Consider the following 25,878-nt stretch of genomic DNA (forward strand, 5'->3'; position numbering starts at 1 on the left):
TCCCGGTTACGCCTGCCCGGTCTCGAAGCGGGCGATCCGCCCCTCCTCGTCCACGGTGAAGTCCCACCGGGTGCGCATCTCGCCCCAGGTGTCGTTGCGGTAGCGGGCGATGAGGGCGCGGCCGCCGTTCGACTCGTTGTCGACCTCCATGTGGCCGTTGGAGGAGAAGATCTCCTGGTCGATCCACTGGTCGAGGTTCCGGTCGTCTCCGTCGTCGGCCATGGTGGCGTCGGGCGCGAGCAGCGCGAGGAAGGCCTCGCGGTCGTGGGCGTTGACTGCGGCGACGAAGGCGCGGACGGCCGGGTCGCGCAGTCGCGTGGTCTGAATCGTCATGGCGGCAGCGTCACACCGGGCCCGCACCCCCGCCACCGGGCGCCCCACCCGTCCCCTCCCCCCTGCGCCACTCGAACGGCGCCCGTGGCCGGGCCCCGCCCCCGCGGGCGGGCCACGGTGGGGAGAGGAGCCGTCGCCGTCCGCGAGGCCCGTGCGCGAAGGAGTCGACGTGAAGTGCTGTGACCGGCGTGATCTCGGACTGCTGCTGCTCCGCCTGGGTACCGGCGGCGTCCTGGCGGCCCACGGCGCGCAGAAGCTGCTCGGCTGGTTCGGCGGGGGCGGGCTCGCGGGCACCGGCCAGGCCATGGAGGCCATGGGCTACACGCCGGGCCGGGCCAGCGCCGTCGCGGCGGGCCTGGCGGAGGCGGGCGGCGGGACACTGCTGGCGCTGGGGCTGGCCACCCCGGCGGCGGGCGCGGCCGCGGCCGGCGCGATGGCGGGCGCCGCGGCGGTGCACACCCCGAACGGCTTCTTCGCCCAGGCCGGCGGGTACGAGTACGCCGCCTCCCTCGGCCTGACGGCGGCGGGCCTCGCCGTCTCGGGCCCCGGCCGCCTCTCGCTCGACCACGCCCTGGGCCACGCGGTCAACCGGAACTGGATGGTCCCCGCCGCCCTCGCGGCGACGGCCGCGGCCACGACGGTGGTCGTGGGCACGCGCAACAGGCGGCTGCGCAAGGCGGCGGAGGGGCGGCAGGAGCCGCTGTTCGAGTGACGTCCGCGGGGAGGGGGACCGTGGCACGCTGCTCCCCATGAGCGACAACCCGGACGGCACGCGAACCGACCCCTGGAGCACGGTGGAAGACCTGTGGAGGTGGCTGCAGGCGGACCAGCCCGTCGGCGGCAGGGAGGGCCTGCTGCTGCGCATGCTGAAGCTGTCGGAGGAGGTCGGCGAGGTCGCCGAGGCGGTGATCGGCGCGACCGGCCAGAACCCGCGCAAGGGCGTCACGCACACCTGGGACGACGTGGAGGCGGAGCTGTGCGACGTCGTCATCACGGCGATGGTGGCGCTGCGGACCCTCACCCCCGAGGCCCGGGAGGTCTTCGCCCGGCACCTGGCACGGGTGGCGGGGCGCTCGCTGGGCACGTGAGACGCACGGGACCCGCACCCGCGGAACTCGGCCACGGGTGCGGGCCCCTGCGCCCGGGCCGCCCGGTCAGCCGGCGCTGCAGGACACGGTCGGCCAGGTCCAGTTGCCGTTGGCCTGGATGGTCGAACCCCAGGTGTTGCCGCTGCCGTTCGGCTTGGCCGTCAGCGTCTGGGCGTTGGGATACGTCGCGTTGACGTTCCAGGTCGACATCACCTTCGCCGGCGACGGCACGTTCATCGTCACGGTCCAGTCGGCGGCCCCGCTCACCGAGACGTCGAGGTTGTACCGGTCCCCCCACTTCTGCCCCGCGGACAACGTGGCGGTACAGGAACCCCCGCCCCCGCCCCCGTTGTCGCCGCCACCGCCTCCGCTTCCGTCGGGGGCGACCGCGCGGCCGGTCTGCGGCGAGATCATGCCGGAGCACAGCCCCTTGGCGGCCAGGGTCTGCGCGATGCGCGGGACGGCGGCGAGTGTGTTGGCGGGCCAGTCGTGCATGAGGATCACCTGACCGTTGCCGAGGCGGGAGACGGCCTGCACGATCGCGTCGGTACTGGCGTTGTTCCAGTCCTGCGAGTCGACGTCCCAGATCACCTCGGTCAGCCCGTACTTGGCCTCGACCGACCGGAGCGTCGCGTTGGTCTCGCCGTACGGCGGCCGGAACAGCTTGGGCGTCCCGCCGCCGGCGCCGGCGATCGCCTGCTGGGTCCGGGAGATCTCCGAGTCCATCTGGGCCTGGCCGAGCTGGGTCATGTGCGGGTGGGTGTAGCTGTGGTTGGCGACCCACATGCCGGCGTCGGCCTGGGCCCGCACCAGGGCCGGGTTCTGGGCGGCGTACTGGCCCTGGTTGAACATGGTGGCCCGCAGCCCGTTCTGCCTGAGCGCGTTGAGCAGGGACTGTGTGGTGCCGGAGGGCCCGTCGTCGAAGGTGAGCCCGACATAGCCGTTGCAGGCGGCGGCCTGGGCCGGAGCGGCGCCGGTCACGACGGTGCCCGCGGCGGCGAGCGCGGTGACGGCGACGCCGGTGGCCAGGGTGCGCAGGGGGCGCGACGACGCGCGTGGTCGGGTACGCATACCTGTGAAGCCTCCTCTCGGGTTGCGGCGGCGGTCAGCCGGCGCTGCAGGACACGGTCGGCCAGGTCCAGTTGCCGTTGGCCTGGATGGTCGCACCCCAGGTGTTGCCGCTGCCGTTCGGCTTGGCCGTCAGCGTCTGGGCATTGGGATACGTCGCGTTGACGTTCCAGGTCGACATCACCTTCGCCGGCGACGGCACGTTCATCGTCACGGTCCAGTCGGATGCCCCGCTCACCGAGACGTCGAGGTTGTACCGGTCCCCCCACTTCTGCCCCGCGGACAACGTGGCGGTACAGGAACCCCCACCCCCGCCCCCGTTGTCGCCGCCACCGGAACCGGTCCCGCCGACGTTGATGCTGGAGCTGCCGCTGCTCTGGTAGCCCTCGGTGGCCATGATCATGTAGTAGCTGAAGCTGCCCAGCGGCATCCCGGCCCGCGCCCACGCGTCGAAGTGGTTGCCGGTGGTGATGGTGCCGCCGGTCCGCTTGGACTGCCTGACGCTCCAGTACTGGTCGAAGGTGCGGGTGCCCTCGACGGAGGGGGCGTTGTACCGCGTCGTCCTGTAGATGTCGTACGTGCCGCCGTCCGTGGTGACCGTGCCCTTGAACTCGCCGGTGGGACGGTAGGTGCCCCAGTTGTCGACGATGTAGTACTCGACCAGCGGGTTCGACGTCCATCCGTAGAGCGCCAGGTACGCGTTGCCGGACGGGTTGAAGCTGCCGGAGTACTGCACGGCCCGGCGACCGCCGTTGGCCCAGCCCTTGCCGGCCACGAAGTTGCCGGTGTTGCGCCACGAGGTGCTGTACTGACCGCCGGAGCCCATGTTCATGGAGACGGTGCCCTGGCTGTCGGTCCAGAACGAGTAGTAGTAGCCGTTGTCGGTGCCCTCCTGGTTGGTCGTGACGACCGTGTCGGCCCGGGCGGTGCCCGGCAGCATCAGCGCGGCGAGCGCGGCGAGGGCGACGGCCCAGGCACTCCGGACGAGCAAGGTGACGGGGACTCGTCTGCGGCCCTGCGGTGGGACGAGCAGGTTCATGGGGGGTGCTTCCTCTCCTGCTGGTTGCTCCTGCTGGTTGCTGGTTGCTCCTGCTGGTTCGGACAACGGCGCCAGTGTTGGGCCGCCCTCGTCGAGCGTCAACACTTTCGGTAGATGTTTCGAAACCTTCGTCCGGGTCTTCCGGTACCGCGGGAACAGAAAGCCGCTGCTGGTCCCAGACGAAGCCCACTTCCGCGCGCCAGCGCCAGGAACGCCTGCGAGCAGGCCCCGGAAAGAACGAAGAAGACGTTCGAAAATTTCGACGTCTCGCGCACTCTGGACAGCCACCCCCGCGACCTCACATCCTCGGGAGAGGCAGAGCACCGTTCCCCACGACGGAGGTTGGCGCTCGTGAAGTTCAGCTACGCGATGCTCCCCGACTACCCGCTGGCCGAGTCCCTGGAGTCGATCCGGCTCGCCGACGAGCTCGGGTTCCACGCCTGTTACGCCGCCGACGAGACCTGGCACAAGGACCTCTGGCTCCTCTTCGCCGCGGCGGCCGGCCGCACCGACCGCATCCGCCTGGGCCCGAGTGTCTCCCCGGTGACGCTGCGTGAGCCGACTCTCCTCGCCCAGGCCCTCGCCACCCTCGACGAGCTCTCCGGGGGCCGCGCCGAAGGCGTCCTGTCCAGCGGCAACTTCGGCCTGCTGGCCCAGTACCGCATCGACTGGACCGGCACCCGGCCCCTGTCCCGGGTGAAGGAGGCCCTGCACGTGATGCGCACGTTCCTGGACGAGGGCGCGATCACGTACGAGGGCGAATTCTTCTCCTACGACGGTCTGTTCACGTTCGCCCGCCCCGTCCAGGACCGGCTGCCGCTGAAGCTCGGGGCGATGCGGGGCCCGAAGTCCTTCGAGGCGGCCGGGGAGTTGTCGGACGGCTGCCACCACGCCCTGAGCTACACCCGTGAGGCCTACGACTACGCGGTGCGGCACATCAGGGCGGGAGCGGAGCGGGCCGGGAAGGACTGGCGCTCGCTGGACATCGGGGCCTGGGTGGTCTTCGCCACCGGTCCGGACTCGGCGACCGCCAAGGAGGCGGCGCGCAGCATGGTCGGCATCTACGCCTCCTCCATGCCGGAGGAGCAGGTGCGCCGCAACGGCGTCGACCCGGCGGAGCTGAAGCCGGTCGTCGACGCGATCGGCGCCGGCGACCTGGCCCGCGGCATCGAACTGACCACCCCGGAGATCGCCGAGCGCCTCTCCGTCGCGGGCACGCCCGAGGAGTGCCGGGAGAAGATCGAACGGGACATCGCACCCAGCGGCGTCAACCACATGATCTGCGCGATCACCGACCGCGCCCTGGTGAGGGCGTTCACGGGCCGGGACCTGCCGGGGGCGGCGGACGTGAACACGCAACTGCGGCTCGTGGCGGAGCGGGTGATGCCGGGGTTCGAGTGATGCCGGGGTCCGGGAGATGCCGGACTCCGGGTCGGCGGTGCGGCGCACCGCGTGCCGGCGCGGTCGTGCGGCCGGCCGCCGGGTCACCCTCCGGAGGCCGCGCGGGTCACCTCCACGACCACGCTGATCTCTCCCGTGTTGTCGTCGAGGCAGCCCTCGCCGTCGTTGATGCGGAGCTGGACCTGGCCGGCCCCGCCCGCCTTGAAGGTCTTCGCCTCCCCTATGGCGAGGACCGGTGCGTCCGGCGTGTCCGCGAGGCGGGTCATCAGCGTGCCGAACGGCGCCTCGGGGTCCACCTTGCACGGGGCCGCGAAGTCCAGCGTCCGGTCGGTCTCCGCGTCGTAGCCGGCCGGTCCGGTCATGGGCATGGTCTGCCGGTCGACCGTCCACTCGCCCTGCTGGGACCTCACGGTGACGGTGTCGCCCGCCCGGACCACCGCGTTCTCGACCGGCTGCCAGCTCTGGTCCGCCGTCACGACCAGGGTGTAGGAGGACACCTGGGGCGTAGCGGTGGCCGGGCTCGGGGGTATCGCCACCGGGGCGGGCTCGTCGGCCTCGACCCGGGCCGGTTCCTGCTCGTCGCCCTGGAACGGCACGACGCCCGCGAGGGCCAGCCCGCCGCCCGCGACGGCGACGAGCGCGGCGGCCCCGGCGAGTGTCGCCGCCAGCCACTGTCCGGGGCCGGCCCGGTGGACCGGGAGCGGGGTGGGCGCGGGCTCGGCGGTGGACACCGTCGTGTCCCCGAAACCGCCCGGGGGCGCGATCCGTGTGTCCTCCTCCCCGGGCGGCGACGCCGCGGAGGCGCCGCCGACGACCAGGGTGGCGGCGTCGGACGCGAGACCGACGCCCCCGGACGCGGCCACGGACGCGGACTGCGCGACGGCCTCCGGCGCCTCCCCCGCCGCGACGTCCCGCAGGGCCGCGGCCACCTCGTCGGCGGTGGGCCGCTCGCCCGGCGCCTTGCGCAGCAGCGCCTCGACGACCGGGCGGAGGGGGCCGAGCCGTTCGGGGAGAGCGGGTTGCCCGTACACGACGGCGTGCAGGGTCGCGGCGTACGCGGATCTGCGGAAGGGCGACTGCCCTCCGCAGACGGTGACCAGCGTGGCGCCGAGCGACCACAGGTCGGACTCCGGCCCCGCCTCCTGGGCCGTGGCCCGCTCCGGCGCCATGTACTCGATGGAGCCCACGAGTTGGCCGTTCGAGGTGGACAACTCCCCGTCGTCGAGGGCCGCGATGCCGAAGTCGGTGAGGACGGCGCTGCCGTCGGGCCGCAGCAGCACGTTGGCCGGTTTCACGTCACGGTGCAGGGTGCCGGCGAGGTGTACGGCCCCGAGGGCGTCGAGGAGTTGGAGTCCGAGGCGGGCGGTGTGCGCCGGGGTGAGCGGCCCGGACCGGCGTACCCGGGCCGCCAGGGAGGGGCCCCGCACCAGCTCCATGACGATCCAGAGCCGGTCCTCGGACTCGACCAGGTCGTGCACGCCGACCACATGGGGATGCGGCACCCGCGCGACGGCCCGCGCCTCCCGCACCGCACGCCGCATGCGCGTCCCGTGGTCCTCGTCGCCCTCGACCGCGACCCGTAACTCCTTGGCGGCGACGGGACGGTCGAGGAGCTGGTCGTGAGCGCGCCACACGACGCCCATGCCGCCCCTGCCGAGAACGTCGAACAACAGGTACCGGTCGGCGACCAGCCGCCCCGAGCCCCCGTCGGCCCGCTGATCAGGTACGCCGGTCCGCACCGGTCTCTCACATCCCTCTCGCTCCCGCTCACGGCACCCGCGCCCCCGCGAGACGGTGGCAACAATACCGACGCCCGGCACCCGGCGGGCGCGCCGCGGCACGGGCGTCGAGTGGCGGGCACCACCCTCCCGCGGCCCGGGCGTCGAGTGGCGGGCACCACCACCTCGCGGCCGGGAATTGTGTGACGGGCCCACGTGCCCGGGGTCCCGCTTCCTTCCTACGGTGTTCCGCCATGGACAGCACCGAGAACCCCGCCGGCGGCCCGGACCGGCACCCCCGCCCGGGCGCCACCGCCGCCCGGTTCCTGGCGGGACGCAAGGCCCTGGTCACCGGGGCGGCCGGCGGGATCGGCCGGGCCTGTGCCGAGGCCTTCGCGGCGGCGGGCGCCGACGTGTACGTCGTGGACCTGGCCGCCGGGGCCGCCGGGGAGGTGGCGGCGGCGACCGGCGGCACCGCGATCGTGGCCGACCTCGCCGACCCGGAGGCGGTGGAGGCGCTGCCCGACGACGCCGACATCGTGGTCAACAACGCCGGCCTCCAGCACGTCGCCCCCGTCCACGCCTTCCCGATGGACCGCTTCGCCCTGATCCAGCGGGTGATGGTGGAGGCACCCTTCCGGATCGTGCGCCGCACCCTGCCGCACATGTACGCGCGGCAGTGGGGCCGCGTCGTCAACATCTCCTCCGTGCACGGCCTGCGCGCCAGCCCCTACAAGTCGGCGTACGTCATGGCCAAGCACGCCCTCGAAGGGCTCAGCAAGGTGGTCGCGCTGGAGGGTGCCGCCCACGGTGTCACCAGCAACTGCCTCAATCCCGGCTACGTCCGCACCCCGCTCGTCGAGGACCAGATCGCGGACCAGGCGCTCGCCCACGGCATCCCGGAGGACCAGGTCGTGGACCGGGTCCTCCTCGACCGGACCGCGATCAAGCGGCTGGTCGAGCCGGCGGAGGTCGCCGCGGCGGCGGTGTGGCTCTGCGCCGGGAACACCGGCTGCGTCACGGGCTCCTCGCTGCCGATGGACGGCGGCTGGACGGCCCACTGAGACCCCGCCTCCACCGACCCACCGCGTCTCCCCGTCCCCCACCTCCCCGCCACCGACCCACCGCATCTCCCCCGCCCCCCCCACCGCCCACTCCCCCGGACCCGCTCGACCGTCCCCGACGTCCCCCGAGCCCGGTGGATCCGACCCCCTTCGCCCCGAGACGGTGACACACATGGCCAGCGCTCACACCGCCGTGAACGGACCAGGCAGCCCGAAGAAACCGGCCGGCCTCCGCAAGGTCGTCGCGGCCAGTCTCGTCGGCACCACCATCGAGTGGTACGACTACTTCCTCTACGGCTCCGCCGCGGCCCTCGTCTTCGGCCGGGTCTTCTTCCCGGAGTCCGACCCGCTCACCGGCACCCTGCTCTCCTTCCTCACCTACGCCATCGGCTTCGCCGCCCGCCCCGTCGGCGCCGTCGTCTTCGGTCACTTCGGCGACCGCCTGGGACGCAAGAAGCTGCTGGTGATCAGCCTGCTGATGATGGGCGGCTCCACCACCCTGATCGGCTGCGTCCCCGGCTACGACACGCTGGGCGTCGCCGCTCCCCTGCTGCTCACCACGCTCCGCCTGGTCCAGGGGTTCGCGCTGGGCGGCGAATGGGGCGGGGCGGTCCTGCTGGTGTCCGAGCACGGCGACGCCCGGCGCCGCGGCTTCTGGGCGTCGTGGCCGCAGGGCGGCGCACCGGCGGGCAACCTGCTCGCCGTCGGCGTCCTCTCCCTGATGACCACCGTCCTCAGTGACGACGCGTTCAACTCCTGGGGCTGGCGCGTCCCGTTCCTGCTCTCCGGCGTCCTGGTCGTGCTCGGCATGTGGATCCGGCTGTCCGTCGACGAGTCCCCGCTGTTCAAGGAGGCGCTGGCGAGGTCGAAGGAGCGCGCGGCGCGGCAGAAGGCCGAGCAGCTGCCGTTCGTCGCGGTCGTCCGCGACCACTGGCGGGACATCCTGGTCGCGATGGGCGCCCGGATGGCGGAGAACATCTCGTACTACGTGATCACCGCCTTCGTCCTGACGTACTGCGTCGAGCACCTCGGCATCGCCAAGCAGCCCGCGCTGAACGCGGTGCTCATCGGGTCGGCCGTCCAGTTCTGCCTGATCCCGCTGTTCGGCGCGCTCTCCGACCGGGTCGGCCGCAAGCCGGTCTACCTGGTGGGCGCGATCGGTGTGGGCGTCTGGTCCTGGGCCTTCTTCGGGCTCCTGGACACCAAGTCCTTCCCGGCGCTCGTCCTCGCGGTGACCGTCGGGCTGGTCTTCCACAGCGCGATGTACGCCCCTCAGGCCGCGTTCTTCTCCGAGCTGTTCGCCACCCGGATGCGCTACACCGGCGCCTCCATCGGCGCCCAGCTCTCCTCGGTGGCGGCCGGTGCCCCCGCCCCGCTGATCGCCACGGCGCTGCTGGGCTCGTACGGGTCCTCCGTCCCGATCTCGGTGTACGTCGGGCTGTCGGCGGTGATCACCGTGATCGCCGTGGCCCTCGCCCGCGAGACCCGCGGCACCGACCTGGCCGCGGTCGGGCCGGCCGATCCGGCGGACTCCCACGCCGGCACCGGAGCCGGCGCCGGGGTCCGCCCGGCCTCCGGTCCGACGGAGAACGCGTCCGCCTGACCCCGGCACGCTTGCGGGGTCCTCCCCTCTTCCTCACAATGGTCCGCCCATGCCCACGAACCCGTCCGTCGCCGCCCACCTGCGCCGGCTCCTCGACCTCCTCGCCTCCGGCGCCCCCGCCGAGGACTTCGGCACCGTCGCCGCCGAGGCGCGGCGGGCCGGGGTCGGCGGCGACGGTCTCGCGGAGATCGAGCAGGCCACCCAGGCCGCCCTGCGCGTGCACGGCGCACTGCGGCAGCACCAGCGCCGGGAGGCGGAACTCACCGCCCTCTTCGACACCGCCGGCGATCTCGCCGCGCTGCGCGACCTGGACGCGGTGCTGCGGTCCATCGTCCGCCGCGCCAGGATGCTGCTCGGCACCGACACGGCGTACCTGACGCTGCCCGACGAGGAGGCGGGCGACACCTTCATGCGCGTCACCGACGGCTCGGTGTCCGAGCTGTTCCAGAACCTGCGGCTGCAACTCGGCGAGGGGCTCGGCGGCCTGGTCGCGCAGACCGCGCGCCCCTACGCCACGCCCGACTACCGCACGGACGAACGCTTCCACCACACGCCGGGCATCGACGCCGGTGTCCTGGACGAGGGCCTGGTCGCGATCCTCGGCGTTCCCCTGCTGCTGGGTTCCGGCAGCGGCGGCAAGGTGATCGGCGCCCTGTTCGCCGCCGACCGCACGCCGCGCGCCTTCTCCCCGGACGAGGTGGCCCTGCTGTGTTCGCTGGCCAACCACGCCGCCATCGCCATCGACACCGCCAAGGCCATGACCGACGCGCGGGTCGCGCTGGCCGAACTGGCCGAGGCCAACGCCGTGATCCGGGAGCGCTCGGCCGCCATGCAGCGGGCCGAGGAGTCCCACGACCGGCTCAGCGACCTGGTCCTGCGGGGCGGTGACGTGGCCGACGTGGCCGCCGCCGTCGCCGACCTCCTGGAGGGCGACGTCACGGTGTTCGACGCCGGCGGCCGGCCGCTCACCCCGACCGCGCGGAGCGCGGGACGCGGGGCCCCGGGCGCGGCGGGCGGCACGGGCGATGCGGACGCCACGACCGGCCCCGACGCCGCGGCGGCCCTGGTGCGGGCCGCCGAGGAGTCCCGCGCCACCGCCCACGCGGTGGTCCACGACGGACGCTGGGTGTGCGCGGTGCTGGCCGGGCAGGAGCTGCTGGGCAGCCTGGTCCTGGCGGGGCGGCCGGACCTGGACGGCCCCGACCGGCGCCTGTTCGAGCGCAGCGGCGTCGTCACCTCACTGCTCCTGCTGCTGCGCCGCTCGGTCGCCGAGGCCGAGAACCGGGTGCGCGGCGACCTGATCACCGACCTGCTCACGGCCCCCGACCGCGACCCGGCCGGTCTGGTGGCCCGGGGCCGCAACCTCGGCGTCGACCTGAACCGTCCTCACCTGGTGCTGGTCGCCTCGACGGACGCGGGCGCACGCGACCGGCTGCCGGGCGCCGCCGTGCGGTACCTGTTCGGCGGCGACGGCGTCAGCGCCGAACACGCCGGTACGGTCATGCTGGTGCCGGCCGGCGACGCCACGCCGGGCGAGGCGGCCGGCGCCGCCGCCGAGCAGCTCACCCACCTGGTGGGCGCCCCGGTCACGGTGGCCGGTGCCGGGCCCGCCGCCGGACCCCGTGCCCTCGCCGACGCCCACGCCGAGGCCGCGCGCTGTCTGCAGGCGCTCAAGGTGCTGGGCCGCCGGGGAAGCGGGGGCAGCGCCGGCGAACTCGGCTTCCTCGGGGTGCTGCTGGGCGAGGACCACGACGTGGAGGGGTTCGTCACGGCCACCCTCGGGCCGCTGCTGGAGTACGACGCACGGCGCGGCACCCAGTTGGTGCACACGCTGGGCGCCTACTTCGGCTGCGGCGGGAGCCTGACGCGGGCGAAGGAGGAGCTGCACGTGCACATCAACACGGTGGTGCAGCGCCTGGACCGCATCCAGGCGATCCTCGGCCCCGGCTGGAACAGCCCGGAGAACGCGCTGGAACTCCAACTCGCGCTGCGCCTGCGCCTGCTGTCCCTGAGCTGACGCCCGCCACGGCCCGATCACCCGTGACACGCATCACGTAAAGAAGATGTGAAAATAGCGCAACCGTTCGTGTGCCCTGCCGGTCAAGCAGGGCGACGCATCGGTCACTTCCTCCTCTGAGGTACACATGAGAATTCGCCGCTTTCTGGCTGTCGCCGCCGCGACGGCCGTGACAGCCCCGGTCGCTCTGCTCGTGGCCCCGGCCGCCCACGCGACGGATGACAGCCCTTCGCCCACCGTCTCCGAGACGGCTCCCTCCCAGGAGGAGTCCACGCCCGCGGCGGACGACACCTCCGCCGCGGCCGACGACACGACCCCGGCCACCGACGAGTCGACCCCCGCGGACGACGAGTCGACCCCGGCCGCCGGCGACCCGGCGGCGCCGGGCACCTCGCCCTCGGCAACCGTGTCCGCCTCCCCCTCGGCATCCGCCTCCGCCCCGGCGTCCGGCCCGGCCGAGTGCAGCGAGGAGGACGTGACGTTCGACGACGACCTGCACACCGGCCTGTCCGGTCTGCCCTCCGAGATCGTCGCGGGCAGCGGCTTCCACGGCTTCAAGCTGACCGTCGACAACAAGGGCGACAAGGCCTACCACCGGGTCGACCTCGGCGTGTTCGCCGCCCGGATCGACGAGAACGACTTCTTCGTCGACACCGGCCACCTCACCCTCCAGTACAAGGACCCGGCCACCGGCGCCTGGACCGACATCTCCCTCGCCCAGGACGACGAGGGCGCCGGCTACCTCGGCTACACCGACGTCCGCGCCAAGGAGTCGTTCTCCGTCGACCTGCGCCTGGCCGTGGACGCGAAGGCGCCGTCCGGCCTCGGCTTCGCCATCAGCATCGGCGTGTACGCCGACGACGAGGGCAACTGCGTCTTCTCCGGCGACGACGGCTACTACGAGTTCGACATCCTCGCCGCCGGGACCACCCCCGCCGACACCGGTGACGCCAAGCCGCAGGGCGGCAGCAAGCCGCTGCCGGTCAAGCCCGTGGGCGACACCCGGATCGACCCGCAGGGCCGCCTCGCCGCGACCGGCTCCAGCTCCGCCCTCCCCGCCCTCGCCCTCGCGGGCGGCGCCGCCGTCGCCCTCGGCGTCGGCACGATGTTCGTCGTGCGCCGCCGCAGGACCACCGGCTCCGGCGCCACCGCCTGACACCCCTCACCACCGGAAGGGCCGCGCCGCGGAACCGGCGCGGCCCTTCCGCCGTGGCCGAGAAGGGGCCCGGGGCCGAGTGGCGCCGCCGCGCTCGCGTGGGACTCTGGAAGGCGTACCGCCGCAGAACGGAACGGAGCGACGCGCATGGCGAGCGAGACGTCCCCGGCAGGGCCGACGGCGACGCCCGGCACCGGGGCGCGGCGCTGACGACGGCGCGGGAAGCGATGTGCGGCCCCGTCCACACGATCGGGCATTCGACGCGCGGCTTCGACGACGTGCTGGAGATGCTGCTCGGTCACGACGTCACCTGTCTGGTCGACGTCCGTTCCTTCCCTTCGTCGCGGAAGCATCCCCAGTGGAATCAGTCGGCCGTCGTCGCGCGTCTTCCGTCCGGCATCGGGTACCGCTGGATCCCGCGGCTCGGAGGCCGGCGCCACACCCCCAAGGGAGTGCCCAGCCCCAACGGCGCGTGGCGCGTGAAGGCGTTCCGCGACTACGCCGACTACATGGCGGGGGACGAATTCGCCCGGGGACTGGAGGAGTTGCTCGGGCTCGCCCGGCGCGGGCGGCCCGCGATCATGTGCAGTGAGGCGGTGCCGTGGCGCTGCCACCGCCGTCTGATCACCGACGCGCTGCTGGTCGCCGGGGTGGAGGTGGTGCACATCATGTCGAGGACGGCCACGAGGCGGGCCGTGCTGAACGAAAACGCCCGGGTCCGCGACGGCCACCTGGTCTACCCGCCGCCGGCCGGGCAGGAACCGCCGTGACCCTCCTCGACGGCCACGGCGATCGCGTCCCGGCTCACCGCGTCCGGACGGAAGTGACCTCGTAGACCACGGACGCGCTCCGCGCCGCGCCGCGGCACGTCAGCCGGGTCGGCGGGACGCGGCGGGCCCGTACCTCGACGTCGAAGTCCGCCCGTCGTGCCGAGCGGCCCGTGACACGGATCTGCCAGCGGTCGCCCTCGCGGACCGTTTCGGTGACCGCGTAGTCGTGCCGGCCGGCCGGACCGGCGTGCCGGAGCACGGCCTCGACGGCGGCCTGCTGCGGCGGGAAGAGGTCCGTGTATCCGCGCAGGTGCTCCGGCCCGATCCGGCCGGCCAGATGCTCCTCGATCACCGCGACGGACGAGGTGCCGTCGAGCCCTCCGTAGTAGACGCCGTCGGGCGCGACGAGGACGTTCGCGGCGTACCTGTCGCCGCCGACGTGCGCGCACTCCCAGACCAGGTCCGGCCACCGCTCGCTCAGCGCACGGGCCACGGGCCGTCCGCGCACCGCGCAGCACGGGTCGTGCTGACCGTGCGCGCAGACGAGGACCACGGGCGGAAGACCGGCGTCTCCCGGGGCGTCGAGGGCCTCCGCGACCTGGGCCAGGTCCGCGTCCGAGTGCCAGGTCCCCCAGAGTTGCCGATGGGCGCCGGAGGGCTCGTGGCGCAGTACGGCCCAGCGCGCCGCGGAGTCCCGGGAGGAGCGACGGCCGTGCCGCCGCACCAGCAGAACCCGCGCCCGCACGGCCTGGGCGGCGCGGTACACCCGTGCCTTGACGTCGGGTTGGAGGCCGAGTCCGTCGAACCCGTTGGCCGGCCAGCCCCCTCGGTGTTCGACGAGGACCCAGACGCCGCCGTACGGTGCCGTGCCCGCGATCGGGTCCCCGCGCTCCCGAGCGGCGTCGGAGCAGAAGAAGGGGCCTGCCGCGTCCACGGCGGGCATCACGGCGCGGCGGGCACGACGACGCCCGCGCGCAGCAGTCTGCCGACGAGTCCGACGCCGAGGTCTCCGGCCCTGCGCGGTCTCCCGTCGAGCACGAGGGTGACGGACGCCCGTTCGTCCCCGGAGCACTCGAACCGGCCCACGCGGGTGTACAGGATGCGGCCCTCCTGACGCGCCTGAAGCCCGTCGCGCAGCCGTACCCGGGAATCGGGACCGAGTCCCTCGACGGCCTCGAACTGGGCCAGCGGCCCAGGGGCGCCGGCCGTCCCTGCCCGCGTCATGGTTCCTCCTGCTGGTCGGGCAGGTGGGGACCGGCTCCCGTCGCGGGTGGGTCACCGGAACGGCGCGGTCTCCCGTGGGCACCCCCCTCAGCCACCGTAGCCCCGCCCGGCGAAAGCCTCGACTCGGGCGGATGCCCGGAAGAAGCCGTCCCGGCCCGCACGCCGGCGGGAGGACGGGGGAACCCCGGGGGGCGGCAGACGAGTCGGGCTGTACGCCGGGTTCTGTTCCGGAAGGTCCTCGCGGGCCTTCCGGCGACGGCCATCCATCTAGGACCGGCGTTGCCACCGGCCTCCAGCGGTCTACCCGCGGACTCGGGCGGGCAGCCCTCGATCGTCCGCGCAGAGCGCGTGTTACGGCGCTCCTCTTGACCTTGCTCCGGGTGGGGTTTACCTAGCTGCCCAGGTCGCCCTGGGCACTGGTGGTCTCTTACACCACCGTTTCACCCTTACCGGGGGCCGAAGCCTCCGGCGGTCTGCTTTCTGTGGCACTTTCCCGCGGGTCACCCCGGGTGGCCGTTAGCCATCACCCTGCCCTGTGGAGCCCGGACGTTCCTCGGGGAATCCCGTGAGGGACTCCACGCGGCCGCCCGCCCGGCTCGTCTGCCGTGCCGCCCATGCTACCCGGCGGACCTGCCGCCCCGGACCGGCGGCGGCCGTCGCGAGGACCGAGCCGGCCAGGATCAGGGCGAAGGCGACGCCGACGCCGAGAGTCAGGTCCTCGTCCAGCAGCAGGGCGCCCGCGGCGACGGCGACCGCCGGGTTGACGTAGGTGATGACGCCGGCGCGGACCGGGCCGACCTCCTTGATCAGCTCCAGGAAGGCCACGAAGGCGATCGCGGTGCAGACGACGCCGAGTCCGGACAGGGCCGCCAGGGCCTCGCCGGAGGGGAGGGTGGTGGGTCGGGTCAGGAAGGCCGCGGGGGCGTAGACGACGGCGGCCAGGGTCAGGCAGGGGGTGATGAGCTGGAGGGTGGGGACGTCCTTGAGGTGGCGGGCGGCGATCAGAGGGGCGGTGGCGTACCCGACGACCGTCACCAGCACCTCGGCCAGCGAGCGGGCGTCGCCACCGGTGAGGTGCGGCACGGTGAGGACGGCGACGCCCCCGAGGCCGAGGCCGAGTCCGGTGATCCGGCGGGCACCGACCCGTTCCCCGGCGCCGAAGAAGCGGGCCAGGAGCACGCCGACGATCGGCACGCCCGCGATCAGCAAGCCGGCGGTGGAGCTGGACAGGTGCCGTTCGGCGTCCGTCAGGGTCCACCAGGGGCCGATGATCTCGATCACGGCGAAGGCCAGCATCGGCTTCCAGTGGCGCCGTACGGTGCGGAAGAGGTCTCCCTTGCGCAGGGCGAAGGGGAGCAGGAGCGCCGCGCCCAGCGCGCAGCGCGCGAACACCACTCCGGACGGGGACACCTCGTCCACCGCCACCTTGATCATCAGGTAGGGGACGCCCCAGACCACTCCCATCAGGGAGAACAGGAACCAGCCGCGTGCAGTCATGCGGGGAGTCTCGGCCGCCTCACCCCGCGCGGTCTTGAACGCTGTTGCGGTACGCCGCAGGGGTCACCCCGAGGACCCGGCGGAACCAGCGGGTCAGGTGCGCCTGGTCGGCGAAGCCCACCAGAGCCGCCACCTCGGCGGGGCGCAGGCCGGCGTCCAGGAGTCCGCGTGCCCTGGCCACCCGGTGCTGGGCGAGCCAGGCGTACGGCGGCATCCCCGTCGACGTACGGAAGGCCCGCAGGAGTTGGTAGCGGGACAGGCCGAGGTCGGTGGCGAGGGCCGCGAGGGACGGCGGCGCGAGGAGTTCGTCGGCGAGGCGGTCGCGTACGACGCGGGCGACGCGGTCTGCGCCGAGGACCGTGTCGTCGGCCGCGCGGGCCGTGGAGTGGCGGCGGGCCAGCGCCGTGAGCAGCCAGGGCAGCCGGGACTCCGCCTCCAGCGGGTCGGGGCAGCGGGCCAGGTCGGTGTGCGCGGCGCGCAGGGCGGCGGCGAGTTCGGGGTCGTCGAGGACGGGCTCGCGGAAGTACGGCAGGGCGCTGTCCGTCCGGGTGCCGTCGGTGAGGAGGTTCGGGGCCGCGTACAGGGCTCGATAGGAGTAGCCCTCGGGGGCGGCGGGGCCGCCGGTGTGCACCTCGCCCGGTTCCAGGACGACGATGGAGCCCGGCCCCGAGTGGATGCGGCCGCCCCGGTAGGCGATGACCTCCAGACCGCCGACGGTGACGCCGACCGTGTACTCGTCGTGGGCGTGCGGGGCGTAGACGTGCCGGTCGAAGCGGGCGGTGAGGAGATCGAGGGGCGGGCCGCCCCTTCCCAGCCGGGCCCTGCTCCACCGTGCCTGTTCACGCGCGCCCGCCATCGCTGCACACCCCCCTCCTCCCAGCCGATCAGAGGAAGCCCGCGGTGTCCAGAGGCGCGGAGTCCGTCCCCTTGACCCTGCCGCGGCGTCAACGTTTCTACTGAGGCCATGCGGATCGGAGAACTCGCCGGCGCCGTCGGCGTCACCACGCGGACCGTGCGGCACTACCACCACCAGGGCCTGCTGCCCGAACCGGAGCGGAGGGCCAACGGATACCGGACGTACACCCTGCGGCACGTCGTCGTGCTGGCCAGGATCAGGCGGCTGACCGAGCTGGGGCTCGGGCTCGCGGAGGTGCGGGACGTCCTCGCGGACGAGGCCGGCAAGGACCTGGCCGAGGTGCTGGAGGAGCTGGACGCGGATCTCGCGCGGCAGGAGGCGGCGATCCGGGAGCGCCGGGCGCGGTTGCGGACGCTGCTTCGGACGGAGGGCGCGCTGCCGGCCGAGGGACCCGTCTCGCCGGAGCTGGCCGGGCTGTTCGCCGGGATGGGGGACGTGTCCGGCTCGCCGACGGCCCTGCGGGACCGGGAGGTGCTGGCGTTCGTGGAGAGCGCCGCGGGCCCCGGGGAACGGGAGGGGATGCTGGCCGCCCTGCGGGACGCGTTCGGGACCCCGGAGGCGGTGGCGCGCGCCCACCGGGCGTACGCGCTGCTCGACGAGCTGGCGGACGCCGGTGCCGACGATCCCCGGGTGGCCGGGGCCGCGCGGACCCTCGCCGACTGCATCCCCGCGGAGCTGCTGCCCGCGGAGGGCGTCGACCTCGACTCCGGCAACGGCGTCCTGCGCGCCCTGTACGCCGACTTCGCCCCGGGTCAGGCCGAGGCGGTCCGGCAGGCCCTCGCCCTCGTGGCGCGGGGACGGCGGTCATGAGCGCCCCCTCCCTCGTCGCCGTCCCCTCCCTCCTGGTCCGGCACGAGCTGCGGCTGCTGGCGAGCCTGTGGCTGTGGGCGGCCCGGCGGACCCACGGGGCGGTGGCCGGCGGGGCGGTCTTCGGGTACGCGCGGGGGCAGGGCGCGATGACGGCCGGGTTCGCCTTCGTGTGTGCCGTCGAGTCCCTGACGATGTCCGTGCTGCTGCGGGAGTGGCCCACCGCGCACCACGTCGTGCTGGTCCTGGACCTCTACACCGTCGTGATCGTGATCGGGCTGCACGCCGCGTCCGTGGTCCGGCCGCACGTCCTGGACCCGGCCGCCGGTGTGCTGCGGATCCGCCGGGCCGTCCACGTCGACGTGCGGATACCGCTGGAGCGGATCGCCTCCGTCCGGCGGGAGCTGCGGACGACGCACGAGCGGACGGACGGGGAGCTGGATCTCGCCGTCGGGTCCCAGACCTCGGTCACGGTCGAGCTCGCCGAGCCGGTCGTCCACCTCTCCTTCTTCGGGCGGCGGCGCGGGGTCCGCGTGGTGCGGTGTCACGCCGACGACCCCGGGGCGCTCGTACGGGCCGTCGAGCGGGCGCGGGAGGGGCACGCCGTACCCTGATCGGGAGCCCGGGGGCTCGTGAAGTGAAGGAGTACGTGTGCTTGTCCTGCTGCCGCCGTCCGAGGGGAAGGCCGCGTCCGGCCGGGGTGCCCCGCTGAAGACCGGATCGCTGTCCCTGCCGGGGCTGACCGCGGCCCGGGAGGCCGTGCTCGGCGAGCTGGTCGAGCTGTGCGCCGGAGACGAGGAGAAGGCGCGCGAGGTGCTCGGGCTGAGCGAGGGGCTGCGCGGCGAGGTCGCCAAGAACACGGAGCTGCTGACCGCGGGCGCGCGTCCGGCCGGGGAGATCTACACGGGCGTGCTGTACGACGCCCTCGGCCTGGCCTCGCTGGACGCCGCCGCCAAGAGGCGGGCCGCCCGGTCGCTGCTGGTGTTCTCGGGGCTGTGGGGTGCCGTGCGGGTGACGGACCGGATCCCCTCCTACCGGTGCTCGATGGGGGTGAAGCTGCCCGGCCTCGGGGCACTGGGCGCGTACTGGCGGGCGCCGATGGCCGAGGTGCTGCCGGAGGCGGCCGGGGACGGGATGGTCCTCGACCTGCGTTCGGCTGCGTACGCGGCGGCCTGGCGGCCGAAGGGCGAGGTCGCCTCGCGGACGGCGACCGTACGGGTGCTGCACGCGCCGACCCGGAAGGTGGTCAGCCACTTCAACAAGGCGACCAAGGGGCGGATCGTACGGAGTCTGCTGGCGTCCGGCACCGCGCCCGAGGGGCCGGCGGAGCTGGTGGACGCGCTGCGGGACCTGGGGTACGCGGTGGAGGCCGAGGCGCCCGCGAAGGCCGGGAAGCCGTGGTCGCTGGACGTGCTCGTGGACGAGGTGCACTGACCCGTCGGACACGACCGTTGCATTTACTGCAACGGTGATTGCACAGCGTGCGTTTCGGCGGCACGATGAGGGCATGAGTTCTCCGCTGCCCTCCTCCCCCGCCGCCTCGGTGCTGGATCTCGCGCCCGTCGTACCCGTCGTGGTCGTCGACGACCTCGCCGACGCCGTGCCGCTCGCCAGGGCGCTGGTCGCCGGCGGGCTGCCCGCGATCGAGGTGACGCTGCGGACGCCGGTCGCGCTCGACGCGATCCGGGCCATCGCCGGTGAGGTGCCGGACGCGGTGGTCGGCGCGGGCACGGTCGTCACGGCGGAGCAGGTCGCGGACGTCGTGGCGGCCGGGGCGCGGTTCCTGGTCAGCCCGGGGTGGACGGACGCCCTGCTGGAGGCGATGCGGGGGTCCGGGGTGCCGTTCCTGCCGGGGGTGTCGACCACCTCGGAGGTCGTGGCGCTGCTGGAGCGCGGGGTGCGGGAGATGAAGTTCTTCCCGGCGGAGGCGGCGGGCGGCACCGCCTATCTCAAGGCACTCTCCGCGCCCCTGCCCCAGGCGCGTTTCTGCCCGACCGGCGGCATCACGCCGGCCTCCGCGCCGGAGTACCTGGCTCTTCCCAACGTCGGCTGCGTGGGGGGCAGTTGGATGCTGCCCAAGGACGCGGTGGCCGGCCGGGACTGGGAGCGTGTGGAGCGGCTCGCGCGTGCGGCGGCCGGGCTCAGCGCAGGTGGGACGTCTCGTTGAACAGGCGGACGCTGGCGCCGCCGTCCGCGTAGTACGCCACCGCCGACAGGGACGCCGCCGACAGTTCCATCCGGAACAGCGACTCGGGCGGGGCGCCCAGGGCGAGTTGGACGAAGGTCTTGATCGGCGTCACGTGGGAGACCAGCAGGACCGTACGGCCCGCGTACGCCGCGACGAGCCGGTCGCGAGTGGCGGCGATCCGGGCGCCGGTCGCCGCGAAGCTCTCGCCGCCACCGGTGGGCTCCGCGTCCGGGGAGGCCAGCCAGGCGTCCAGGTCGTCGGGGTGGCGGTCGCGCACCTCGCCGAAGGTCAGCCCCTCCCACGCGCCGAAGTCGGTCTCCCGCAGCCCCTCCTCGACCGCCACCTCCAGGCCGAGGCGGGCGGCGACGATGCCGGCGGTCTCGCGGGTGCGGGCCAGGGGCGAGGCGACGACCGCCTCGATCGTGCCGCGCCGGGCGAGGCTCGCGGCGACCTTCTCGGCCTGCTCCCGGCCGACGGACGACAGGGACGGATCGCTGCCGCCGCTCCCGGAGAACCGCTTCTGCGGGGTGAGCGGCGTCTCCCCGTGCCGCAGGAGGACGAAGGTGGCGGGGGCGCCCAGGTCGAGGGGTCCCCAGCCGGGCGAGGCCACGGCCTTCGCGGCCCGCACGTCGGCGTCGGCCGAGGATCCGCCGCCGGCGGCCGCCCCGGCCCCTCGCCGGTCCGTACCGGCCACCGCACCCCGGGCACCACTGCCGGCCGCCCGCCCGAGGTACTCACCCTCGGCCGCACCGCCCCGTGCCGGGGCGGCTTCCCCGCCCCCGCTTCCGCCGGCTCCGGCCGCACGGCCCGCACCGGTCGTCGCGTCGGCGGGTTCGGCGGAGCCCGCCGAACCCGCGGGTGTCGCGGCCGGCCCGTCCCCGGTGCGGCGGCCGCCTTCCGCGGATTCCCCGGCGGCACCCCGCCCCACGGCGCCCCCGGCACCGGCGGCCGTCGCCGCACCGGCGCGTTCCGCGGCCCCGGCGGGCACCGCGCCGCTTCCGCCGGCTCCGGCCGCACGGCCGCCCGCGCCGCCCGCGTCCAGTTCCGCCGTCGACCCGGACGCCGACCACCGTTCGCCCCGCGCGCCCGCGTCCATCGCCTCGTTGGCCAGGCGGTCGGCGTGCTTGTTGTCGGCCCGGGGAATCCACTCGTACGTCACGCGGCCGGGCGGGAAGACACGGGCCGCCTCGGTCGCCAGGGGCTTCATGTCGGGGTGCTTGATCTTCCAGCGGCCCGACATCTGCTCGACGACGAGCTTGGAGTCCATCCGGACGTGGACGAGGGCGTCCGGGTCCAGGCCCCTGGCCGCGCGCAGCCCGGCGAGCAGGCCGCGGTACTCGGCGACGTTGTTGGTGACGACCCCGAGGTACTCGGCGGCCTCCACCAGGGTCTCCCCCGTCGCCGCGTCCCGCACCACCGCGCCGTAGCCCGCGGGCCCCGGGTTGCCCCGTGACCCGCCGTCGGCCTCGACGACGAACTCCCGCGCGGGACGAGCGGCCGGACGCGCCGCCTGGTCGGTCACGAACCGGCCCCTTACAGCCCGGAGTCGGCCGTGCGCACCAGGATGCGGCGGCAGTTCTCGCAGCGGACGACCGTGTCGGGCGCCGCCGCGCGGATCTCGCCCAGCTCGGTGATGGCCAGCTCCTGGCGGCACCCCTGGCAGCTGCGCTGGTACAGCTTGGCCGCGCCGACGCCGCCCTGCTGCTCGCGCAGCTTCTCGTACAGCTTGAGCAGGTCGTCGGGGACCGAGCCCGCCACGACCTCGCGCTCCTTGGTCACCGAGGCGGCCTCGGCGTCCAGCTCCTCGACGGCCGCGTCACGGCGCGCGGTGGCGTCGTCGAGCTTGCCCTGGACCGCGCCGACCCGCTCGGTCAGCTCGGCGACCCGCTCCTGCGCGGACTCGCGGCGCTCCATCACCTCCAGCACGACGTCCTCGAGGTCGCCCTGGCGCTTGGCGAGGGAGGCGATCTCGCGCTGGAGGTTCTCCAGGTCCTTCGGGGAGGTGACCGCGCCGGAGTCCAGGCGCTGCTGGTCGCGGACGGCACGCTGGCGCACCTGGTCCACGTCCTGCTCGGCCTTGGTCTGCTCGCGGGCGCAGTCGCTCTCCTCGGTCTGCGCGGCCACGAGCAGGTCGCGCACCTGGGTGTGGTCCTTGGTCAGCGACTCGATCTCGGCGTGCTCGGGCAGGGACCGGCGCTTGTGCGCGAGCTGCTGGAGCCGCGTGTCGAGGCCCTGGACGTCGAGGAGTCGGATCTGGTCGGCGGGCGCGGCTTTCAGTTGGGGGCTCCCATTGCGCTAGAGGTCGGGGCGGACGCCGCGTGGGCGGTCCAGGGGTCGGTGACCGTCTTCGAGACGTGGACCCGGAGGTCCCAGCCGTTGCGGTCGGAGATCTCGTCGAGCTGGGCCGCGCCCAGCTCGCACCAGGGCCACTCGGTGGCCCAGTGCGCCGCGTCGAGCAGCGCGAGGGGACTGTGGTCGCGGTCCGCGACGAACTCGGCGGCCGGGTGGTGGCGGAGGTCCGCGGTGAGGAAGGCGTCGACGCCCGCCGCCCGTACGGAGGCGAAGAGGCTGTCGCCGGAGCCGCCGCTGACGGCGACCGTGCGCACGATCGCCTCCGGGTCCCCGGCCACGCGGATGCCCTGCGCCGTGGCGGGCAGCCGCTCGGCGGCGCGGGCGGCCAGCTCGCGGACGGTCAGCGGATGCCGCAGCTCGCACACCCGGCCCAGGCCGCGGCGTCCCTCGGGGTCGCTCGGGTCCGGCACCAGGGGCCGTACGACGTCCAGGTCGAGGGCGCCCGCCAGCGCGTCGGAGACGCCGGGGTCGGCGGTGTCGGCGTTGGTGTGGGCGACGTGCAGGGCGATGTCGTGCTTGATGAGGGTGTGCACCACGCGGCCCTTGAAGGTGGAGGCCGCGACCGTCGTCGTCCCGCGCAGGTACAGCGGGTGGTGGGTGACGAGCAGGTCCGCGCCCAGCTCCACCGCCTCGTCGGCGATCTCCTGGACGGGGTCCACCGCGAACAGGACCCGGGAGACCTCCTGGCCGGGGTCGCCCACGACGGTGCCGACCGCGTCCCAGGACTCGGCCCGCTCGGCGGGCCACAGGTTGTCCAGCGCGGCGATGACTTCTGACAGACGGGGCACGCCTGCAAGGCTACCCGGAGGTTCTGCGCCGTTGTACCCGCGGCCGCACCCCCGGGCGTACGCGCGCCCGCCGCCGGCTGTGGCCGGCCGGAGCCGCCCGGCCGGCACAGCACACACCGTGCCCTTCCCTCAGGCGAATCGTTCCTGTGACACACGTATGTGTGATGGGGACCGCTGCCGCTCCCCCGCCCGTGCGTGCGATAACTAGCTTCGTCGCCGGAGGTGACCGAACGATGACGGCCTGTGCGATCGAGCCTGCGGCGGACCCCGGGAACGGCGGGGCCCCGCAGGCGGGCTGCAGCATCACCGCGGAGGGTGCCTACGCCGCGCGTCTCACCCGCAGCGGGGAGGACGGCGAGGCCTGGTACCCGGAGCGCTGGACCCTGGACGGCCCCGAGCCGTACGCGGTGCCGCTGCCGGGCAACCAGCCCGAGGAGCCCGGCACCGGGGTGCAGCCGATGGGCGACGGACGGGTCCTGGTCCACCGCGTGGCGGCCGGACGGCACGTCTTCGCGCTGCTGTACCCGACCGGGCCCGGCACCGGCGAGCTGCCGCTCGGCGCGGTCGAGTGCCCGGCGGACGGCCCGGGGCTGCGGCTGCTGCCGCCGGTTCCGGGCGGCGAGCGGGCGTACGCCCTGGCGGCCGGTCCGCGTTCGACGGTGCTGTGGCAGGTCGCGGGCGGGGCCTTCGGACCGGAGCGGGTGGCCGAGATCCCCGGCCGCTGCTCGGGCGGGGTCTGGCTGGACCGCGCGGGACGGATGCTGGCGGTGGACCGGGAGACCGGCGGACGCACCAAGGCGGTCGTGGTCGACCTGGAGCGGGACGGCGAGGTGTCGCCGCTGCTGCAGATCGCCCCGGACAGCGACGACCGGCTCCTGCTGGCCGACCCGGACAGCGGCCTGGTGCTGATCGGCTCGGACGCCCCGTCGCCGGGGCGGGAGCGGATCGGCTGGGGCGTGCTGGGCAGCACGCTGCCGGTGCGCTTCCCGGAGTGCCTGCGGCTGCCGGACTGCGTCGTGACGCCGTTCGCCGTCCAGCCGGGGCAGGTGCTGACTCCGGAACGCTGTGCGGTGGCCCTGCGCGTGGACGGCTCGTTCGGGAGCTGGGTCGGCGTGTGGCGGCCCGCCGAACGGCAGGTGCGGCACCTTCCGGCGCCCGAGGGGTGGCTGACGGGTGCCGGGCTGTGGACGCCGGACGGGGAACTGCGGCTGCCGTGCTCCACACCGCGGTCGCCGTGCGGGGTCGCCCGGCTGATCGCGCCGGAGCCGCGAGAACCCGGCGCGCGGGACGCGGGCGACGGGCCGTTTGGGGACGCGGAGGCCCCGGCCGAGGGAGAGACCGCTGCGGACCGGACGGTTGCGGGCGAAACGGCTCCGGACGGGACCGGCGGACCCGGCGCGGCGGACCCCTCCGGCGCCGTCCGGTCACGTCCCGTGCCGCTGCAAGAGGCTCCGCTGGCACGGCTTGTAACGAAGTAGTGCCGGTTGGCGTGGCCGTCTGGATCCGTCCCGAGGTGTGCCGGTTACACTCGCCCGGCTGTAGGAAAGATCATGTTGACGGGGTGAATTCCTTCCGATGAACGACGCCAGCACGACCCAGCCGATCCAGGCCGCCGGTGCCGACGTTTCCGAGATCGACGCCGGCCACGGCAAGCACCGCGGACCGGTCTCCAGCCAGGAGGGCGAGGCGACCCCGCAGGGCCGCCACCGCAAGCCCGCCGAGGAGTCCGGAACGGCCGCCTGACGGCACGACCGGCCGAGCCACCGGCCCCGGCCCTGACCGCGGGCACAGGCGCAGGCACAGGCACACAAGAGCAAGCGGCTCCGGCCCCGTTCGTCGCACCCGGCGGACGGGGCCGTTGTCGTGCCCCGTGCCCCGTGCCCCGTGGCCCGTGTCCCCGTCCGGCTACCCGTACCGGACGACCGTGTCGGCGAGGACGGGCGCGTCGTCCCGCTCGACGGCACTCACCGCCACCCGCACCTCCCCGGCCCCCGTCCCGCCCCCGGCGCCGGCGCCGTCCGCCCCGGTCGCCCGCCACATCCGCACCCGCAGGGTCTCCCCCGGGTACACCACACCGGCGAACCGCGTGCCGTACGCGCGCACCCGGGTCACCTCGCCGTCCAGCAGCGTGTCGACGACGGCCTTGAGCGTGGCGCCGTAGGTGCACAGCCCGTGCAGGACGGGCCGCTCGAAACCGGCGCGTGCGGCGAACTCCGGGTCGGCGTGCAGGGGGTTGAAGTCGCCGGTGAGGCGGTAGAGCAGGGCCTGGTCCTCGCGCACGGCCCGTTCGACGACGTGGTCCGGCGGCTCGGCGGGCGGGGCCGAGGGGCGCGCGGAGGGGCCCCGTTCGCCGCCCCAGCCGCCTTCCCCGCGGACGAACGCCTCGGCCTCCTCGGTCCACAGTGGCCCGTCCGCGTCGGTGACCTCGGTGCGCAGGACGAGGACGGCGGCGGTGCCCTTGTCGTGCACGGCGACCACGCGCGAGGCCGCGCTCGCCCTGCCCCGCACCGGAACGGGCCGGTGCAGCCGCAGCCGCTGTCCGCCGTGCAGGACGTGGGCGAGGTCCACGTCGACGCCGGGCATCGACAGCGCGCCGATCACCCCGGGGACGCCGCCCCCGGCCACCGTCGCGAAGCTCGGCAGGACACGCAGCCGGGACTCCAGGGTGTAGCGCAGCTCGCGGGGGTCGGTGGCGGGCCGGCCGGCGCCGATGCCGAGGTGGTAGAGCTGGACGTCCTTGTGGTCCCAGGCGATCTCACGGACCCGGGGCGCGGTGGTGAGCGCCCCGGCGGCGTCGATGGGCATGGCTCTCCCCGCTCGTCCCTGCAGTTCCCGGTCACCGTACGGGA

At 74.4% G+C, this 25,878-nt stretch carries 25 protein-coding genes, 1 other RNA gene and 1 pseudogene; 14 read left to right on the forward strand and 13 right to left on the reverse strand.

From position 1 onward, the window contains the following. Positions 1–6: 6 nt before the first annotated feature. Positions 7–333, reverse strand: a complete 327-nt coding sequence (locus tag Sdi02f_RS22300) for a nuclear transport factor 2-like protein (RefSeq protein WP_030405248.1) — start codon at positions 331–333, stop codon at positions 7–9. A gap of 169 nt (positions 334–502) precedes the next feature. Between Sdi02f_RS22300 and Sdi02f_RS22305 the strand changes: the two genes are divergently transcribed. Together Sdi02f_RS22305 and Sdi02f_RS22310 are read left to right on the forward strand one after the other, a co-directional pair. Further along, entirely contained in the window at positions 503–1,045 is a 543-nt protein-coding gene (locus tag Sdi02f_RS22305; protein WP_030405247.1) for a DoxX family protein, read from the forward strand. A 37-nt stretch (positions 1,046–1,082) separates the two neighbouring features. Beyond that, entirely contained in the window at positions 1,083–1,421 is a 339-nt protein-coding gene (locus Sdi02f_RS22310; protein WP_031081422.1) for a MazG-like family protein, read from the forward strand. A 66-nt stretch (positions 1,422–1,487) separates the two neighbouring features. On the opposite strand, the gene Sdi02f_RS22315 is transcribed toward Sdi02f_RS22310, so the two are convergent. Together Sdi02f_RS22315 and xynA are read right to left on the reverse strand one after the other, a co-directional pair. Beyond that, positions 1,488–2,492, reverse strand: a complete 1,005-nt coding sequence (locus Sdi02f_RS22315; RefSeq protein ID WP_108933900.1) for a polysaccharide deacetylase family protein — start codon at positions 2,490–2,492, stop codon at positions 1,488–1,490. 34 nt (positions 2,493–2,526) lie between these two features. Then, positions 2,527–3,528, reverse strand: a complete 1,002-nt coding sequence (gene xynA, locus Sdi02f_RS22320; protein ID WP_108933901.1) for an endo-1,4-beta-xylanase XynA — start codon at positions 3,526–3,528, stop codon at positions 2,527–2,529. A 351-nt stretch (positions 3,529–3,879) separates the two neighbouring features. Between xynA and Sdi02f_RS22325 the strand changes: the two genes are divergently transcribed. Then, positions 3,880–4,929, forward strand: coding sequence for an LLM class flavin-dependent oxidoreductase (locus tag Sdi02f_RS22325; RefSeq protein WP_030405244.1), 1,050 nt, complete (start codon positions 3,880–3,882; stop codon positions 4,927–4,929). Between the two features lie 83 nt (positions 4,930–5,012). Here Sdi02f_RS22325 and Sdi02f_RS22330 read toward each other — a convergent pair whose 3' ends face one another. Then, entirely contained in the window at positions 5,013–6,668 is a 1,656-nt protein-coding gene (locus tag Sdi02f_RS22330) for a serine/threonine-protein kinase (RefSeq protein WP_055467773.1), read from the reverse strand. A 233-nt stretch (positions 6,669–6,901) separates the two neighbouring features. Here Sdi02f_RS22330 and Sdi02f_RS22335 point away from each other — a divergent pair, with 233 nt between their 5' ends. The 5 genes from Sdi02f_RS22335 to Sdi02f_RS22360 all read left to right on the forward strand — a co-directional run bounded on the left by Sdi02f_RS22335 (position 6,902) and on the right by Sdi02f_RS22360 (position 13,257). Beyond that, on the forward strand, positions 6,902–7,711 hold the full coding sequence (locus tag Sdi02f_RS22335; RefSeq protein ID WP_030405242.1) for a 3-hydroxybutyrate dehydrogenase: 810 nt from the start codon (positions 6,902–6,904) through the stop codon (positions 7,709–7,711). A gap of 172 nt (positions 7,712–7,883) precedes the next feature. After that, positions 7,884–9,314: an MFS transporter gene (locus tag Sdi02f_RS22340; protein WP_051783198.1), complete on the forward strand. Its 1,431-nt coding sequence runs from the start codon at positions 7,884–7,886 to the stop codon at positions 9,312–9,314. A gap of 49 nt (positions 9,315–9,363) precedes the next feature. After that, on the forward strand, positions 9,364–11,331 hold the full coding sequence (locus tag Sdi02f_RS22345) for a helix-turn-helix domain-containing protein (protein WP_030399652.1): 1,968 nt from the start codon (positions 9,364–9,366) through the stop codon (positions 11,329–11,331). Positions 11,332–11,458: 127 nt separating this feature from the next. Continuing rightward, positions 11,459–12,487, forward strand: a complete 1,029-nt coding sequence (locus Sdi02f_RS22355; protein WP_245962231.1) for a hypothetical protein — start codon at positions 11,459–11,461, stop codon at positions 12,485–12,487. Between the two features lie 227 nt (positions 12,488–12,714). Beyond that, entirely contained in the window at positions 12,715–13,257 is a 543-nt protein-coding gene (locus tag Sdi02f_RS22360) for a DUF488 domain-containing protein (RefSeq protein WP_030399654.1), read from the forward strand. Between the two features lie 34 nt (positions 13,258–13,291). Here Sdi02f_RS22360 and Sdi02f_RS22365 read toward each other — a convergent pair whose 3' ends face one another. The 5 genes and pseudogenes from Sdi02f_RS22365 to Sdi02f_RS22385 all read right to left on the reverse strand — a co-directional run bounded on the left by Sdi02f_RS22365 (position 13,292) and on the right by Sdi02f_RS22385 (position 16,834). Continuing rightward, the gene (locus Sdi02f_RS22365; protein WP_031081431.1) at positions 13,292–14,200 is read right to left on the reverse strand and encodes a ferredoxin family protein; all 909 of its coding nucleotides are present in this window, start codon (positions 14,198–14,200) and stop codon (positions 13,292–13,294) included. Continuing rightward, positions 14,200–14,481 carry a hypothetical protein gene (locus Sdi02f_RS22370; protein WP_108933902.1) on the reverse strand — a complete coding sequence of 94 codons (282 nt, stop codon included), beginning with the start codon at positions 14,479–14,481 and terminating at the stop codon, positions 14,200–14,202. Before Sdi02f_RS22370 ends, Sdi02f_RS22365 begins: the two co-directional genes overlap by 1 nt. Positions 14,482–14,676: 195 nt before the next feature. Further along, positions 14,677–15,080: RNase P RNA component class A (gene rnpB / locus Sdi02f_RS22375), an RNA gene on the reverse strand. 70 nt (positions 15,081–15,150) lie between these two features. Then, positions 15,151–15,978 (reverse strand): annotated as a pseudogene (locus tag Sdi02f_RS36875) (DMT family transporter); the annotation flags it as partial. A gap of 19 nt (positions 15,979–15,997) precedes the next feature. Further along, positions 15,998–16,834, reverse strand: coding sequence for an AraC family transcriptional regulator (locus Sdi02f_RS22385; RefSeq protein ID WP_108933903.1), 837 nt, complete (start codon positions 16,832–16,834; stop codon positions 15,998–16,000). Between the two features lie 108 nt (positions 16,835–16,942). Here Sdi02f_RS22385 and Sdi02f_RS22390 point away from each other — a divergent pair, with 108 nt between their 5' ends. The 4 genes from Sdi02f_RS22390 to eda all read left to right on the forward strand — a co-directional run bounded on the left by Sdi02f_RS22390 (position 16,943) and on the right by eda (position 19,868). After that, positions 16,943–17,704: a MerR family transcriptional regulator gene (locus Sdi02f_RS22390; protein WP_108933904.1), complete on the forward strand. Its 762-nt coding sequence runs from the start codon at positions 16,943–16,945 to the stop codon at positions 17,702–17,704. Beyond that, complete coding sequence (locus Sdi02f_RS22395; RefSeq protein WP_108933905.1) at positions 17,701–18,315, forward strand: hypothetical protein; 615 nt, start codon at positions 17,701–17,703, stop codon at positions 18,313–18,315. The genes Sdi02f_RS22390 and Sdi02f_RS22395 overlap by 4 nt, the downstream gene beginning before the upstream one ends. A 37-nt stretch (positions 18,316–18,352) precedes the next feature. Beyond that, on the forward strand, positions 18,353–19,135 hold the full coding sequence (gene yaaA / locus Sdi02f_RS22400) for a peroxide stress protein YaaA (protein ID WP_030399660.1): 783 nt from the start codon (positions 18,353–18,355) through the stop codon (positions 19,133–19,135). Positions 19,136–19,208: 73 nt separating this feature from the next. Continuing rightward, positions 19,209–19,868, forward strand: a complete 660-nt coding sequence (eda, locus tag Sdi02f_RS22405) for a bifunctional 4-hydroxy-2-oxoglutarate aldolase/2-dehydro-3-deoxy-phosphogluconate aldolase (RefSeq protein WP_030399661.1) — start codon at positions 19,209–19,211, stop codon at positions 19,866–19,868. Here eda and Sdi02f_RS22410 read toward each other — a convergent pair. From Sdi02f_RS22410 to Sdi02f_RS22420, 3 genes are read right to left on the reverse strand one after another with little or no spacing between them, the layout of a single operon-like run. After that, on the reverse strand, positions 19,843–21,411 hold the full coding sequence (locus Sdi02f_RS22410) for a bifunctional RNase H/acid phosphatase (protein WP_108933906.1): 1,569 nt from the start codon (positions 21,409–21,411) through the stop codon (positions 19,843–19,845). The two genes, eda and Sdi02f_RS22410, sit on opposite strands and share 26 nt — an antisense overlap. Positions 21,412–21,422: 11 nt before the next feature. Continuing rightward, positions 21,423–22,166 carry a zinc ribbon domain-containing protein gene (locus Sdi02f_RS36120; RefSeq protein WP_037798361.1) on the reverse strand — a complete coding sequence of 248 codons (744 nt, stop codon included), beginning with the start codon at positions 22,164–22,166 and terminating at the stop codon, positions 21,423–21,425. Continuing rightward, the gene (locus Sdi02f_RS22420; RefSeq protein ID WP_108933907.1) at positions 22,163–23,029 is read right to left on the reverse strand and encodes a Nif3-like dinuclear metal center hexameric protein; all 867 of its coding nucleotides are present in this window, start codon (positions 23,027–23,029) and stop codon (positions 22,163–22,165) included. Before Sdi02f_RS22420 ends, Sdi02f_RS36120 begins: the two co-directional genes overlap by 4 nt. A 233-nt stretch (positions 23,030–23,262) precedes the next feature. Here Sdi02f_RS22420 and Sdi02f_RS22425 point away from each other — a divergent pair, with 233 nt between their 5' ends. Together Sdi02f_RS22425 and Sdi02f_RS22430 are read left to right on the forward strand one after the other, a co-directional pair. Next, positions 23,263–24,507 carry a hypothetical protein gene (locus Sdi02f_RS22425; RefSeq protein ID WP_031081446.1) on the forward strand — a complete coding sequence of 415 codons (1,245 nt, stop codon included), beginning with the start codon at positions 23,263–23,265 and terminating at the stop codon, positions 24,505–24,507. 97 nt (positions 24,508–24,604) lie between these two features. Further along, positions 24,605–24,772, forward strand: coding sequence for a hypothetical protein (locus Sdi02f_RS22430; protein ID WP_037798358.1), 168 nt, complete (start codon positions 24,605–24,607; stop codon positions 24,770–24,772). Between the two features lie 162 nt (positions 24,773–24,934). Here Sdi02f_RS22430 and Sdi02f_RS22435 read toward each other — a convergent pair whose 3' ends face one another. After that, the gene (locus Sdi02f_RS22435) at positions 24,935–25,834 is read right to left on the reverse strand and encodes a MaoC/PaaZ C-terminal domain-containing protein (RefSeq protein ID WP_108933908.1); all 900 of its coding nucleotides are present in this window, start codon (positions 25,832–25,834) and stop codon (positions 24,935–24,937) included. Positions 25,835–25,878 lie beyond the last annotated feature (44 nt).

Origin of the sequence: Streptomyces ardesiacus, assembly GCF_003112575.1 — a bacterium.
GTDB classification, from domain to species: domain Bacteria; phylum Actinomycetota; class Actinomycetes; order Streptomycetales; family Streptomycetaceae; genus Streptomyces; species Streptomyces ardesiacus.

Excerpts from the sequence above, each read along its gene's own strand:
- Sdi02f_RS22300 (WP_030405248.1), bottom strand. The coding sequence starts at position 333 with ATGACGATTCAGACCACGCGACTGCGCGACCCGGCCGTCCGCGCCTTC.
- Sdi02f_RS22310 (WP_031081422.1), top strand. The coding sequence starts at position 1,083 with ATGAGCGACAACCCGGACGGCACGCGAACCGACCCCTGGAGCACGGTG.
- Sdi02f_RS22315 (WP_108933900.1), bottom strand. The coding sequence starts at position 2,492 with ATGCGTACCCGACCACGCGCGTCGTCGCGCCCCCTGCGCACCCTGGCC.
- xynA (WP_108933901.1), bottom strand. The coding sequence starts at position 3,528 with ATGAACCTGCTCGTCCCACCGCAGGGCCGCAGACGAGTCCCCGTCACC.
- Sdi02f_RS22335 (WP_030405242.1), top strand. The coding sequence starts at position 6,902 with ATGGACAGCACCGAGAACCCCGCCGGCGGCCCGGACCGGCACCCCCGC.
- Sdi02f_RS22340 (WP_051783198.1), top strand. The coding sequence starts at position 7,884 with ATGGCCAGCGCTCACACCGCCGTGAACGGACCAGGCAGCCCGAAGAAA.
- Sdi02f_RS22345 (WP_030399652.1), top strand. The coding sequence starts at position 9,364 with ATGCCCACGAACCCGTCCGTCGCCGCCCACCTGCGCCGGCTCCTCGAC.
- Sdi02f_RS22355 (WP_245962231.1), top strand. The coding sequence starts at position 11,459 with ATGAGAATTCGCCGCTTTCTGGCTGTCGCCGCCGCGACGGCCGTGACA.
- Sdi02f_RS22360 (WP_030399654.1), top strand. The coding sequence starts at position 12,715 with ATGTGCGGCCCCGTCCACACGATCGGGCATTCGACGCGCGGCTTCGAC.
- Sdi02f_RS22365 (WP_031081431.1), bottom strand. The coding sequence starts at position 14,200 with ATGCCCGCCGTGGACGCGGCAGGCCCCTTCTTCTGCTCCGACGCCGCT.
- Sdi02f_RS22370 (WP_108933902.1), bottom strand. The coding sequence starts at position 14,481 with ATGACGCGGGCAGGGACGGCCGGCGCCCCTGGGCCGCTGGCCCAGTTC.
- Sdi02f_RS22385 (WP_108933903.1), bottom strand. The coding sequence starts at position 16,834 with ATGGCGGGCGCGCGTGAACAGGCACGGTGGAGCAGGGCCCGGCTGGGA.
- Sdi02f_RS22390 (WP_108933904.1), top strand. The coding sequence starts at position 16,943 with ATGCGGATCGGAGAACTCGCCGGCGCCGTCGGCGTCACCACGCGGACC.
- Sdi02f_RS22395 (WP_108933905.1), top strand. The coding sequence starts at position 17,701 with ATGAGCGCCCCCTCCCTCGTCGCCGTCCCCTCCCTCCTGGTCCGGCAC.
- eda (WP_030399661.1), top strand. The coding sequence starts at position 19,209 with ATGAGTTCTCCGCTGCCCTCCTCCCCCGCCGCCTCGGTGCTGGATCTC.
- Sdi02f_RS22425 (WP_031081446.1), top strand. The coding sequence starts at position 23,263 with ATGACGGCCTGTGCGATCGAGCCTGCGGCGGACCCCGGGAACGGCGGG.
- Sdi02f_RS22430 (WP_037798358.1), top strand. The coding sequence starts at position 24,605 with ATGAACGACGCCAGCACGACCCAGCCGATCCAGGCCGCCGGTGCCGAC.
- Sdi02f_RS22435 (WP_108933908.1), bottom strand. The coding sequence starts at position 25,834 with ATGCCCATCGACGCCGCCGGGGCGCTCACCACCGCGCCCCGGGTCCGT.